This window comes from Arthrobacter sp. BL-252-APC-1A (assembly GCF_009696625.1).
In the GTDB taxonomy this organism is placed as follows: Bacteria; Actinomycetota; Actinomycetes; order Actinomycetales; family Micrococcaceae; genus Arthrobacter_B.
This window is the reverse complement of record NZ_VULS01000001.1, coordinates 573,757-586,153: the sequence shown is the minus strand read 5'-3', so window position 1 is coordinate 586,153 and position 12,397 is coordinate 573,757. Positions and strand designations below refer to the sequence as shown.

Genomic DNA, 12,397 nt, shown 5'->3' with positions numbered 1-12,397 from the left:
CATCGGCTGGTACAACAATGAACGCATCTCGACAAAGCTCGAGGGCCTGAGCCCGGTGCAATACCGTGCTCAGGCCCTCGCGGCCTAGGATCTTATTTGGCCAGTCCAACTTTCGGGGAGCAGTTCATTGAGGTGGCCGGGTCTTTTTCTGTTCGTAACCTTTACGATGCGGACGGTTAGCGCGTTTTCCAAACCGCAGCGATTCGCTTGCCTCAGATGCTGATGGTCCCGGAGATGCGGGTAGTACATTCCCCGCCCACCCAGATGTCTTCGCCGTCAGCTTCCACATGGACTCGTCCAGTCCGGCCCAGGACCGTTCCCTGGGCTGCAGTGTAGGACGACGGCGCCCGGCCGCTGCCAATCAGCCACTGCGCTGCGCCGGCGTTGAAGCTTCCAGTCACCGGGTCCTCGCAGGGGAGCTCATCGGAGATGAACGTGCGCACTTCAAACTCGGTGGCCGCGCCGTCGGGATGCGGGCCGATGACGCCGACTGCCAGCCCCGCCATGGCCGGGTAGTTGGGCTGGATCGCCAGCACCTGCTCAGCGGAGCCCAGCAGCACACCGATCCACTCAGGACCGTTGACCAGCCAGGCAGCGTCCAGCAGCGCCTCACGTGGGAGTCCCAGCCCTGCCGCAACGCGGTCCAGTTCGTGCTCAGCAACAGGCCCGAACCGTGTCAGGTCCGGAGCCGCGAACGCCAGCCGGCCGCCGTCGTCGTCGTCCGCTTTTATCCGCACCAACCCGGCGGCAGATTCCTGGATGAGCATGCCCTCCTGGCGGGGTTTGCCTCCGGCTTCCAGCCAGGCGTGGGCGGAGCCGAGGGTTGGGTGCCCGGCGAACGGCAGCTCCTCGGTCGGAGTGAAAATCCGGACCCGGTAGTCAGCGCGCGGATCCTCCGGGCGCAGAAGGAAGGTGGTCTCGGACAAGTTGGTCCAGTTCGCGAACCGCTGCATCTGGGCGGCGGTTAGGCCGGAGGCTTCAAGGACGACGGCGAGCGGGTTGCCGCCGAAGGGCTCCGGGCTGAACACGTCAACCTGGACAAACGGGCGGGTGGATACGGGAATTTCGGAAGTCACTATTTGAGCTTAGTGAGTCGGCCGGGTGGATCCGCTAGCCACGGATTGCCCCAAGCTGCTCCAGTTTGTGCTGTTCGCTGCGTGGCGCGGCGGAGCGATTTCCCAAAACGGAGCGTTTAGCGCGGTCGGGCGGCTCAGGCGAAAGCCGGAACCGCGAGATTCCGAAACGCCGAGCCGTGGAAGACAAGCGGCTCATGGGCGCCGTCGTGGGTTGAGTAGCCGTGAACGCGGAGCAGGACGACGGCGTGGTCCCCGGCGGGAACCTCGTTCTCAACCGATGTTTCAAGCCAGAGGGCGGCCTCGTCCAGGAACAGGGCGCCGGTGCCGGCTTCGTGCAGGCTTAGTCCGGCGAAGCGGTCGCCGTCGCGGGAAGCGATCTGGCGGCAGACGCCGTCGTGCCCCGTGCCCAGGATGGACACGCCGATCCGGTCCGCAGCCCGAAGCAGCGGCCAGGTGCGGGAGGTATTCTGCACCGCGAACATGACCAGGGGCGGATCCATCGAAACGCCCACGGTGAAGGAAGAGGCCACGATTCCCTGTGGCGCGCCGTCGACTTCGGCGCAGAGTGCTGCGATTCCGGAGGGGAAGCGCCCAAAGGCCCGGCGCAGTGCGTTGGGCTGGAGATCGGTTTCAAGTGCCATGGAGATTCCTCTGCCTGACGCGCAGCCTGCGGTGCGAACCGCGAAATGCCAGCGCTGTACTTGCCGGACCGGGAGATCCACCGGAACGGCCGAATCGTCACCTGGAGCACCCCGCTACGGCGAGAGGGTTGCCGCCCAGCCGGCCAGGGCCTGTGGCTGGAACTCTTGATTCTGGCTACCAATCTAGGAGCGGGAAGGGGCCCGGGGCAAACGTTCGTCACATACCGGCTGTGGCGGGCAACAGTTCGTAACGGGAGTACTTAACCGGTTGCCGGCCCGTTTCCTGTTTCCACAGGGGCCGGTGCCACGGCAGGGAAGTCCGGTCTGTCTCTGACACCCATCCTGTTCAGGGCCAGCGGCCCCAGGATGGACCCGCTGAGAATGACGGCTCCCAGCACCAGGCAGGAAACCAGCCACGAACCGCCGTCGTAGAGGAAGCCTGCCAACAGGGATCCTGCCGCGGCGCCAATCAGTCCTGCATTACTCAGGAGCGCCATTCCCCGGCCGAGGCGAACTCTGCCGGTCTCAGCCACGACCGCCCCATGCATCGGGATCAGCATCGCCCAGGACGCGCAGGTCAGCACCCAGAGCACCGCGATCACCAGCGGAGGGTGTGAATGCCAGGCATCCGGCCGCTACGCCGGAACAGACTGATGCCGCCACGTATCCGGCCCGGCGTCCGCGGCGTTCCGTATAGCGGTGCAGCACCCGGGGGAGAACAGTCAGCGCGATTCCGCCGGGCAGGTAGACGAGGGCGATCTGGTAGACCTCCAGCCCAGCAGTGTTCTGCAGATACAGAAGAAGCAGCAGCCCCACACCGGCTTCAGCAGCGGCGGTCAGTGCCGCGAGGAACAGCAGCGGACTTTTCTCATGCGCTGAGCGTAGCCGACCCGTGCGGCATGCCTTTCCGTGCCGACACGCCGAAGCACTACAGTGTCCGCATGAGACAACGGTGGTTCAAACAGGTAGACGTCTTCGGCAAAAAGCCGTACCAGGGCAACCCATTGGCCGTGGTGCTGGACGGGGAAGACCTCGACGATGAGGCAATGCTCCAGTTCGCCCGCTGGACGAACCTCTCGGAGACGACGTTCGTCCTGCCGGCAACGCAGGACGAGGCTGATTACCGGGTGCGGATCTTCACGCCCGGGGGCGAAATCCCGTTCGCGGGTCATCCGACGCTCGGCACCTGCCATGCGTGGACCGAAGCCGGCAACACTCCGATGAAGCCCGGACTGGTGGTCCAGGAATGCGGCATCGGTTTGGTTCCGCTTCGGGTCAATGCCGGGTTGGCTGCCTTTGCTGCACCGCGGCTGCTGCGGACCGGTCCGGTGGAGCCCGATGTCCTGGCCCGGGTGACGGCAGCCCTGGGACTCACTCCGGACCAGGTCCTGGACCATCAGTGGGTGGACAACGGCCCGGGCTGGCTGGGACTGCTGCTGCCTGACGCGGAGACTGTTCTGTCTGTGCAGCCCGATCACGGTGCGCTCGGTGGACTGAGGGTCGGGCTGATCGGGCGGCAGCCGGAAGCCGCCGAGACGGACTTCGAAGTGCGCGCCTTTGCACCTGGTCTCGGGGTCTCCGAAGATCCGGTCACTGGAAGCCTCAACGCCGGCCTGGCGCAGTGGCTGATCGGCCAGGGCATTGCGGAGGAACGCTATACGGTCACCCAGGGCACCGCCGTCCACCGGTCCGGCCTGGTGCGCGTCTTCACCCGCGAAGGCCGCATCTGGATCGGCGGCGAGTCCGTCACCTGCATTGACGGCTCCGTTTCGCTCTAACAGTCCACCTAGTGCATGATGCCCATCGAGATGACACTTACGGCTCTTTTCAGCGCTGAAAGGAGCCGTAAGTGTCATCTCGATGGCGCGGGTAGCCTTGAAGCGTGAATGACTTGTTCAACAGCGGCGAGGACCAGGACCTGCAGGACCACGACGACGACGCCACGGAGGGCGACTCCCGTCAGCGCCCGCGCAGCCCGCTGGCGGTACGGATGCGCCCCCGCAGCCTCGACGAGGTGGTGGGGCAGCAGCACCTGCTGGCGCCCGGGTCACCCCTGCGGACCCTCGCCGAAGCTCCGCAGGGAGGACCAGCCGGCCCTTCCTCGGTGATGCTCTGGGGCCCGCCCGGCACCGGCAAGACCACCCTGGCGCACGTCGTAGCCCGCGGGCCCGGGCGCAAATTCGTTGAACTCTCGGCAATCACCTCCGGCGTCAAGGACGTCCGGCGGGTCATGGACGAGGCCCTGACCGCCAGGGACCTGCACGGTGTCACAACCGTCCTGTTCCTGGACGAAATCCACCGCTTCAACAAGGCCCAGCAGGACGCACTTCTGCCCGGTGTGGAGAACCGCTGGGTAGTACTTATCGCGGCCACTACCGAGAATCCGTCCTTCTCAGTGGTGTCGCCGCTGCTCTCACGGTCCCTGCTGCTGACCCTGAAACCGCTCACGGAAGAAGACATCGCTGCGCTGCTGGTCCGCGCAGTCCAGGATGAACGCGGGCTGGCCGGGCGGGTTGAACTCAGCGACGAAGCGCTGGAACACCTGGTCCGTCTTGCCGCGGGGGACGCACGCCGCGGGCTGACCGCGCTCGAAGCCGCAGCCGGCGTCGCCTATTCGGAACGGGACCCGGACGTTGAAGTACCGGTTGTGCTGCTGACCCATGCCGAACAGGCACTGGATGTTGCAGCCCTGCGCTACGACCGGGCGGGGGATCAGCACTATGACGTCACCAGCGCCTTCATCAAGTCGCTGCGCGGATCCGACGTGGACGCCGCCCTGCATTACCTGGCGAAAATGCTCGAAGCGGGGGAGGACCCCCGGTTTATCTCGCGCAGGCTGATGATCTCCGCGGCCGAAGACGTGGGTATGGCGGATCCGACGGCGCTGCAGACGGCGGTGGCCGCCGCCCAGGCGGTTCAGATGATCGGTATGCCGGAGGGACGGCTGATCCTTGCGGAGGCGGTGGTTCATATCGCCACTGCTCCTAAATCCAATGCCGCTTACAAGGCGATCGGCGCGGCTACGGCAGACGTACGCGCCGGCTACGGGAAAGGTATCCCTGCGCACCTGCGCGACGCCCATTATCCAGGTGCCAAGCAGCTGGGCCACGGCAAGGGCTACGTGTATTCGCATGATGAGCCGCACGGCGTGGCGAAACAGCAGTACCCGCCGGATGACCTCGTGGGGAAGGACTACTACAAGCCCACCGCGAACGGCGCGGAGCGGGACATCGCTGCCCGGCTGGAGCGCCTGCGCGGGATCATCCGCGGACAGTAGCGGAGCGGGGACGGACACTGTCGGACGCTGTCGGGCAGGGAACGGGCAGGGAACAGTGCCCCGCGGCGCGCGGCCCGTACCCGAAGGCCCGCGCATGCTAGGATTGATGGTTGACTGGCAAGCGCACTGCCGGACAATCCCACCTCATCTCCGGATTAGCGTCCGGACGCGGTGGAACTGTGTCCGGTAACTGCGTTGCAGCAGAAGGCAGCGGTTGGCCGGAGCTCTCCCTAATGGAGGCCAGTGACTACGCATTAGCCGTGCACGGCGGGTTTCCCGGCGCGTACGGCAAAACCGCCAAAACAGTGAAAGGTGAACGTGGCTAATTCAACACGTGCACGCCGTCAGGCCCGCGCTTCGCGCGCCCTCGGCATTGCTTTGACCCCCAAGGCAGCAAAGTACTTCGAGCGCCGGCCTTACCCCCCGGGTGAGCACGGCCGCGCACGCCGCAAGCAGGACAGCGACTACGCAGTCCGCCTGCGCGAAAAGCAGCGCCTGCGCGCACAGTACGGCATCCGCGAAGCACAGATGACCCGTGTCTTCGAAGAAGCCCGCCGCACCGCCGGTCTGACCGGTGAAAACCTGATCGAGCTTCTCGAGATGCGTCTTGACGCCCTCGTGCTGCGTGCCGGCTTCGCCCGGACGATCGCCCAGGCCCGCCAGCTGGTTGTGCACCGCCACATCATGGTTGACGGCGCCCGCGTGGACCGCCCGTCGTTCCGCGTGTCCGAAGGCCAGCTCATCCATGTGCACCAGCGCAGCGAGACCATGACGCCGTTCCAGGTTGCCGCTGCCGGCGCCCACCGCGACGTCCTGCCCGCTGTTCCGGGTTACCTGGATGTCTCCCTGGACAAGCTGCAGGCTCGCCTGGTTCGCCGCCCGAAGCGCTCGGAAGTCCCCGTGACCTGCGAAGAGCAGCTCGTGGTGGAATACTACGCACGCTAATTCGACTGTTTTCCCGGTTTCCGGGAGACATGCGCGAAAATGGAACAGCCCGTGGCCTTTGTGCCGCGGGCTGTTTCATTTCGTGCAGGCCCCGGCCACAGGCCGGTGCGGGAACGCGCCGCCGCCAAGTAAGTGTCCTGTCCCGTCAGTGGGTAAGGTACATAGCGGAAACTCTTCGAATACAACCCAAGGAGAACCATGTCAGGTGGAGATATTGCCGGTCTGATCGCAGCCGGGGTTTTTGCCGTGCTGGTTGCACTGCTGGCCGTCCCCATCCTCAAGCTTGGGAAGGTGTTCGACGAGCTTCGCGGATCGATCAAGACCCTGAGCGATGAGACCACTCCGCTGATCGACGAGGTGACCACCACGGTGTCCACCACCAACCTGCAGCTGCAGAAGGTGGACGGCATCTCCTCCAACGTCTCCGATGCCTCTGCAAACGTCTCTGCGTTGACTTCCCTGGTCGCCGCCACGGTCGGTTCGCCGCTGATCAAGGTTTCCGCCTTCACCTACGGAGTCCGCACCGCACTTGCTTCACGCCGGCCCGCCGGACGCGGCCGCCGCAGCCGCTAAGGCCAACCGCCACGCAGTCCACAATAGGAGCAGCATATGATTAAGCGTGTTTTCTGGATGTCGATCGGCATCACGATCGGCGTGATTGCGGTCCGCCGCATCTCCGACGCCAAGCAGACCCTTGGCCCGGCCGGCCTCAACCGCGCCGTTGGCACTGCAGCCGACGCCCTGCACGATTTCACCGACGCCTTCCGCGACGCCATGACCACCCGTGAAGGCGAGCTCCGCTCCGCCCTGGGCCTGGAAACCACGGACACGGTCGCCCAGACCATGTCTTCGGCCCGCCGCTGACTTTCTTCCACCGCGCAGCCGCCCTGCGCGGAATTGATTTACCAGAAGGGTAAGAACCACCATGAAGTCCCACGAGATCGCACGCCGCTGGCTGGATTTCTTCAGCAGGAAGGGCCACACGGTCGTTCCCTCCGCGTCGCTCGTCACCACCGACCCCTCGCTGCTTTTCACCGTCGCGGGCATGGTGCCCTTCATCCCGTACCTCACGGCACGGGAGACCCCTCCGTACAGCCGGGCCACCAGCGTCCAGAAGTGCATCCGCACAGCAGACATCGAAGAGGTCGGCAAGACGGCGCGCCACGGCACCTTCTTCCAGATGGCCGGCAACTTCTCCTTCGGTGACTACTTCAAGGAAGACGCCATCACCTTTGCCTGGGAGCTGCTGACCAGCCCCGTGGCAGAGGGCGGCTACGGCCTTGACCCCGAGCGCCTCTGGGTCACCGTCTACGAGGACGGCGACGAGCGCGACGACGAGGCCCGCGCCATTTGGCGGGACAAGATCGGCGTCCCGAACGAGCGCATCATCGGCACCGGCAAGGCAGACAACTACTGGAACACCGGCCAGGCCGGCCCCGGCGGTCCCTGCTCGGAGATCTACTACGACCGAGGCCCGGCCTACGGCCTTGAAGGCGGACCGGCAGTCGACGAGACCCGGTACATCGAGATCTGGAACCTCGTCTTTATGCAGTACCAGCTCTCCGAGGTCCGTTCCAAAACGGACTTCGACGTCGCAGGTGAACTGCCGAAGAAGAACATCGATACCGGCCTTGGCCTGGAACGCCTCGCGATGATCCTGCAGGGCGTCGAGAACATGTACGAGACGGACCAGGTCCGCCCGGTCCTGGACAAGGCAGCCGAGCTCTCCGGCAAGGCCTACACCTCCGCCGAGGATCCCTCGGACCCGCACCACGCCGATGACGTGAAGATGCGGGTTGTGGCCGACCACATCCGCTCGGCCCTTATGCTGATCTCCGACGGCGTTACCCCGTCCAACGAAGGCCGCGGCTACGTGCTGCGCCGCCTGATCCGCCGCGCCGTCCGCGCCATGCGCCTGCTCGGCGTGGAAACCGCTGTGCTGCCCGAGCTGCTGCCCGTCTCCCGCGACGCCATGAAGGGCACCTACCCGGAGGTCGAGACCGACTTCGCCCGCATTTCCCGCATCGCCTACGCCGAGGAGAAGGCTTTCCTGCGCACCATTGCCTCGGGCACCGAACGCCTCGAAGCCGCAGTGCAGGAGTCCAAGGCTGCGGGCAAGCCGCTCTCCGGCGCCGACGCCTTCGCGCTGCATGACACCTACGGGTTCCCGATCGACCTCACCCTCGAAATGGCAGAAGAAGCCGGTCTGAAGGTGGACGAAGCAGGTTTCCGTTCCCTGATGCAGGAACAGCGCCAGCGCGCCCAGGCAGATGCCCGCGGCAAGAAGCACGGCCACTCGGACATGTCCGTGTTCAACGAACTGCTGAAGTCCGGCAACACCGTGTTCACCGGCTACGACGAGCTCGCCACCGAGTCTTCCGTCCGCGGCATCGTGTCCAACGGCCAGTCAGTCTCCTACGCAGGCCAGGGCACCGAGATCGAGCTGGTCCTGGACGAAACCCCGTTCTACGCAGAAGCCGGCGGCCAGGCTGCCGACGTCGGACTCATTACCGGCGACGGCTTCGTCGTTGAGGTCTCCGATGTCCAGCGCCCGGTCAAGGGCCTCACTGTCCACAAGGCAGTGGTCCGCGAAGGCGAAATCTCCGCCGGCGCCCTGGCCCAGGCCGTGGTTGATGCCGAGCAGCGGCACGCCGCCGAGCAGGCGCACTCCGGCACGCACATTGTGCACGCCGCCCTGCACCAGATCCTCGGCCCGGAAGCGCTGCAGCGCGGCTCCTTCAACAAGGCCGGTTACCTGCGCTTCGACTTCTCCTGGGGCGAAGGCCTTTCCGATGCCGCCAAGTCGGAAATCGAAGAGGTCTCCAACCTGGCCATCCGCAGCAACCACAAGGTCGAAACCAAGATCATGTCCCTGGCAGATGCCAAGGCCCTGGGCGCTACCGCCCTGTTCGGCGAAGCATACGGCGACCAGGTGCGTGTGGTGGAGATCGACGGCGCATGGTCCCGCGAACTCTGCGGCGGCACGCACGTTGACTCCACTTCCCGGATCGGTTCCCTGACGCTGCTCGGTGAGCAGTCCGTAGGCTCGGGTAACCGCCGCGTGGAAGCCTTTGTTGGCATGGATGCCTTCCGGCACCTCGCCGCTGAGCGCGCACTTGTCAACGAGCTCTCCGAAATGCTCAAGGTCCCCTCTGTCCAGGTGCCGGAGCGCGTGGCAGCCACCCTCGCGAAGCTGAAGCAGGTTGAGAAGGAACTCGAACGACTGCGCCGCGACCAGCTTGCAGCTTCTGCTGCTGCGCTGGTGGGCACGGCCGTGGACATTGACGGAGTCCGCCTCCTGGCACACGACGCCGGCACGGTGTCCGGTGCCGATGACCTTCGGACGCTCGCCCTGGATCTGCGCAGCCGCCTTGGCAGCGAAGCAGCCGTGACGGCAGTAGCCGGTGCAGCCAACGGCCGCCCTGTGGTGATCGTGGCCACGAATGAGGCGGCCCGTGCAGCAGGAGTCAAGGCCGGTGCCCTGGTGAAAACCGCAGCCGGTGTCCTTGGAGGAGGCGGCGGCGGCAAGGACGACGTCGCCCAGGGCGGCGGATCGGATGCTGCCAGGATCTCCGAGGCGCTGGGAGCAATCCGCGCAGCAGTGGCGAACCGGGGTTAGTACCACAGTGTCCGGCTACCCGCGCGGAACGAAGCTCGGCGTCGATGTTGGACTGGCACGCGTCGGGGTCGCCTCCTGCGACCCCGACGGCCTGCTGGCCACCCCCGTGCGCACGTTGAAACGCGATGCCAAGAAGAACAGCGATATCCAGGTGCTGGTGAGGGAAGCTGCCGAGCGGGGAACCGTCGAGTTCTTTGTCGGCCTGCCGCAGAGCATGAAGGGCACGGAAACAGCTTCCACCGCGATGGCCCGAGACTATGCCCAGGTCCTCGCAGAGTTCCTGGATGAGGCAGGACTGGACGTGCCTGTTCGGCTTATTGATGAGCGGCTGAGCACAGTGAGCGCACACCGCTCCCTGCGGGAAGCTGGCTTGGACACAAGAAATCACCGTAGAGTAGTAGACCAAGTGGCCGCTGTGGGTATATTGCAGCAGGCCATTGACATGCAGCGTTCCCTGGGACGCGATGTGGGGGTGCCGGTCACACTGCGCCGGAGCAAGCGGTCTGCTGCTCCGGCCCCGAACGAGGAGCCAACTATTTCCGAGGAAAGCCGCCCCGAAAGCGATACGGCGTCGTGAGCCACAGGTACCCCGACTCCCACGGTGCAGAAGAGCATCCGGACCATGCGCCTGGCGTGAACCGCCATGCCCAGCACCCGGATGACCAGTATGCGGATGCCTACGCGGAGGGGCACTACGAAGAGCCGCAGTACCAGGATGCCCGTTACGCAGAGGCACAGTACGCGAAGGCCTACAGCGGGACCGGGCACCATGAACCGGCTCCCGCCGTGCAGACTTTCTTTGCTGAGGATGAGGCTCCCAGCAGGCGCAGCCGCCGCCCAACCCGCGCCAAGCAGCGCCGCAGGCGGCGCCGGACAATCGTTATGGTCGTAGTCCTCGCGGTCTTCGCCGGTGCTGTCTTCGGACTGACCGTCTTCCTCCGTGACCTGCTGGGCATGAACGAGGTCAAGGACTATGAGGGACCGGGGGAGGGAACTGTCTCTTTCGTGGTCCAGCCCGGTGACGGGCCCCTGGTGATCGGCAACAACCTTGCCGGCCAGGACATCGTCGCGAACAGCAAGACTTTCCTTGAGGTCTTCCAGCAGGAATCCCAGGGCCGGGAAATCCAGCCGGGAACCTTCGAGATGCGTTACCAGATGAGTTCCTCAGGGGCACTGGAAGCCCTGCTGGGTGACGGGGGGACGGCAGTTCACTACGCCGCAATCGACCGTGACCTGCGCCAGAGCGAGACCTTTGACAAGCTCGTCGAATCCACCGGCATTCCGTTGGAGACGTTCACTGCCCTGGCACAGAATCCGCAGGACTTTGGCCTGCCGGCCCAGGCAGTCAGCCTGGAAGGCTACCTCTTCCCCGGTGAGTACCGGTTCCCGGTGGACATGACCGCCGAGGACATTATTGGCGAAATGACCCAGAACGCGTTTGCCGCTCTTGAGGACGCAGGCATCACGGACCCGACGCAGCAGTACGAGGTGCTGACCAAGGCCAGTATCATCCAGGCGGAGGCAGGGGAGGCCGACTACGCCACAGTGGCAGGTGCAATCGAGAACCGCCTGCGTGCCGACAATACGGAGACCAACGGACTCATCCAGTCCGATGCGACGGTGACCTACGGCCTGAACCGCAAGAGCTACAACCTCACACCGGAGGAGAAGGCGGACACCTCAAACCGCTGGAACACCTATGCGAACCCGGGCCTGCCGGTGGGACCGATCGGCTCTCCCAGCGAGGAAGCGATCGACGCTGCCGCCAACCCGGCGGACGTTCCCTACTTCTACTGGGTGACGGTCAACCTGGACTCCGGGGAGACCAAGTTCTCCAGCACGCTGGCCGAACACGGACGCTACGTTGCCGAGTACCAGGAATGGTGCGGCACGCAGATAGCCGGAAGGTGCGAATAGTTGCCTGGCCGCAAACGCGCGGCGGTACTGGGACATCCGATTGGGCATTCCCGGTCCCCCCAGCTTCACCGTGCCGCGTATGAGTACCTGGGTTTTGACTGCAGCTATGAGGCGATTGACGTAGAGGAAGCAGCCGCAGCGGACTTCGCTGCGGCTGCCCGTCAGGACCCGGCATGGAACGGACTGTCCGTCACCATGCCGCTGAAGGCTGCCATGGCTGCCGCCGTCGACCACCTGGATCCGCTGGCACACGCCCTTGGTGTGCTGAACACCGTCACATTTGACCATGGACCCGGCGGGGCCGTGCTCACCGGCTGGAACACCGACGTCCTCGGGCTGGTTAACGCCCTGCGCCATGCCGGCGCCGGGGACGCGCCCCGCGGAATTGTCCTGGGGGCCGGTGGAACCGCGTGTGCCGCCGTGGCCGCGTTCTCCCGGATGGGCTGCACCGCTGTGGACGTCTACGCCCGCAGCCATCAGCGCGGGGACCAGGCGCAGAATACCCAATCACGGGGATCGGCCCAGGCGGCCAACGTATCGAAGGTCGGTGCCGCGCTTGGCATCACCGTCAATCTGCACCCCTGGAACGACGCTGCACAGGCGTGCGCGGAGGCCGACGTCGTCATCTGCACTCTCCCGCCGCGCGGAGCAGATGCCCTCGCTGACGCCTTTGACGCGCTCGGTGCTGCCCGCACCGGCGCCGTCCTGCTGGATGCTGCCTACGACCCGTGGCCCAGCCGGATCGCGCAGGCCTGGGAAAGCGCCGGAGGAACGATCGTGCCGGGCCTTGAAATGCTTCTGTACCAGGCAGTGGAACAGGTCCGTCTGTTTACCGGGAACGCGTTCCGCGACGAGGACGCCGTCATAAACGTGATGTGTGACGCAGTGGGACTGCCTGCGCGCTGAACGCACCTTCCGAACG

At 65.4% G+C, this 12,397-nt stretch carries 14 protein-coding genes and 1 riboswitch; of the genes, 10 read left to right on the top strand and 4 right to left on the bottom strand.

Going from position 1 to position 12,397, the window contains the following annotated elements:
- Nucleotides 1–88 (top strand): IS3 family transposase (locus FYJ28_RS02720; protein ID WP_154578246.1); only part of this gene is annotated, 88 nt, incomplete at its 5' end.
- Between the two features lie 124 nt (nucleotides 89–212).
- Here FYJ28_RS02720 and FYJ28_RS02715 read toward each other — a convergent pair.
- From FYJ28_RS02715 to FYJ28_RS02700, 4 genes are all read right to left on the bottom strand, one after another.
- On the bottom strand, nucleotides 213–1,076 hold the full coding sequence (locus FYJ28_RS02715; protein ID WP_326831466.1) for a PhzF family phenazine biosynthesis protein: 864 nt from the start codon (nucleotides 1,074–1,076) through the stop codon (nucleotides 213–215).
- A gap of 134 nt (nucleotides 1,077–1,210) precedes the next feature.
- Nucleotides 1,211–1,717 carry a flavin reductase family protein gene (locus FYJ28_RS02710; RefSeq protein WP_154578151.1) on the bottom strand — a complete coding sequence of 169 codons (507 nt, stop codon included), beginning with the start codon at nucleotides 1,715–1,717 and terminating at the stop codon, nucleotides 1,211–1,213.
- Nucleotides 1,718–1,768: 51 nt separating this feature from the next.
- Nucleotides 1,769–1,888, bottom strand: a riboswitch (SAM riboswitch).
- An 89-nt stretch (nucleotides 1,889–1,977) separates the two neighbouring features.
- Nucleotides 1,978–2,250 (bottom strand): hypothetical protein, encoded by a 273-nt coding sequence (locus tag FYJ28_RS02705; RefSeq protein ID WP_154578150.1) that lies wholly within the window; start codon nucleotides 2,248–2,250, stop codon nucleotides 1,978–1,980.
- Nucleotides 2,243–2,533: a hypothetical protein gene (locus FYJ28_RS02700; RefSeq protein WP_154578149.1), complete on the bottom strand. Its 291-nt coding sequence runs from the start codon at nucleotides 2,531–2,533 to the stop codon at nucleotides 2,243–2,245. Before FYJ28_RS02700 ends, FYJ28_RS02705 begins: the two co-directional genes overlap by 8 nt.
- Before the next feature lie 125 nt (nucleotides 2,534–2,658).
- On the opposite strand from FYJ28_RS02700, the gene FYJ28_RS02695 reads away from it, so the two are divergent.
- The 9 genes from FYJ28_RS02695 to FYJ28_RS02655 all read left to right on the top strand — a co-directional run bounded on the left by FYJ28_RS02695 (nucleotide 2,659) and on the right by FYJ28_RS02655 (nucleotide 12,381).
- Nucleotides 2,659–3,495: a PhzF family phenazine biosynthesis protein gene (locus FYJ28_RS02695; RefSeq protein ID WP_154578148.1), complete on the top strand. Its 837-nt coding sequence runs from the start codon at nucleotides 2,659–2,661 to the stop codon at nucleotides 3,493–3,495.
- A gap of 104 nt (nucleotides 3,496–3,599) precedes the next feature.
- Entirely contained in the window at nucleotides 3,600–4,994 is a 1,395-nt protein-coding gene (locus tag FYJ28_RS02690) for a replication-associated recombination protein A (protein ID WP_404320089.1), read from the top strand.
- Between the two features lie 318 nt (nucleotides 4,995–5,312).
- Nucleotides 5,313–5,939: a 30S ribosomal protein S4 gene (gene rpsD / locus FYJ28_RS02685; RefSeq protein WP_055242205.1), complete on the top strand. Its 627-nt coding sequence runs from the start codon at nucleotides 5,313–5,315 to the stop codon at nucleotides 5,937–5,939.
- 198 nt (nucleotides 5,940–6,137) lie between these two features.
- Nucleotides 6,138–6,512 carry a DUF948 domain-containing protein gene (locus FYJ28_RS02680; RefSeq protein ID WP_055240989.1) on the top strand — a complete coding sequence of 125 codons (375 nt, stop codon included), beginning with the start codon at nucleotides 6,138–6,140 and terminating at the stop codon, nucleotides 6,510–6,512.
- Between the two features lie 36 nt (nucleotides 6,513–6,548).
- Nucleotides 6,549–6,803 (top strand): hypothetical protein, encoded by a 255-nt coding sequence (locus FYJ28_RS02675; protein WP_154578147.1) that lies wholly within the window; start codon nucleotides 6,549–6,551, stop codon nucleotides 6,801–6,803.
- A 61-nt stretch (nucleotides 6,804–6,864) separates the two neighbouring features.
- Nucleotides 6,865–9,558, top strand: coding sequence for an alanine--tRNA ligase (gene alaS / locus FYJ28_RS02670; protein ID WP_055240990.1), 2,694 nt, complete (start codon nucleotides 6,865–6,867; stop codon nucleotides 9,556–9,558).
- 7 nt (nucleotides 9,559–9,565) lie between these two features.
- Nucleotides 9,566–10,135 (top strand): Holliday junction resolvase RuvX, encoded by a 570-nt coding sequence (ruvX, locus tag FYJ28_RS02665; RefSeq protein WP_326831465.1) that lies wholly within the window; start codon nucleotides 9,566–9,568, stop codon nucleotides 10,133–10,135.
- Nucleotides 10,132–11,475: an endolytic transglycosylase MltG gene (gene mltG / locus FYJ28_RS02660; protein WP_326831464.1), complete on the top strand. Its 1,344-nt coding sequence runs from the start codon at nucleotides 10,132–10,134 to the stop codon at nucleotides 11,473–11,475. Before ruvX ends, mltG begins: the two co-directional genes overlap by 4 nt.
- Nucleotides 11,476–12,381: a shikimate dehydrogenase family protein gene (locus FYJ28_RS02655; protein WP_154578145.1), complete on the top strand. Its 906-nt coding sequence runs from the start codon at nucleotides 11,476–11,478 to the stop codon at nucleotides 12,379–12,381.
- Nucleotides 12,382–12,397 lie beyond the last annotated feature (16 nt).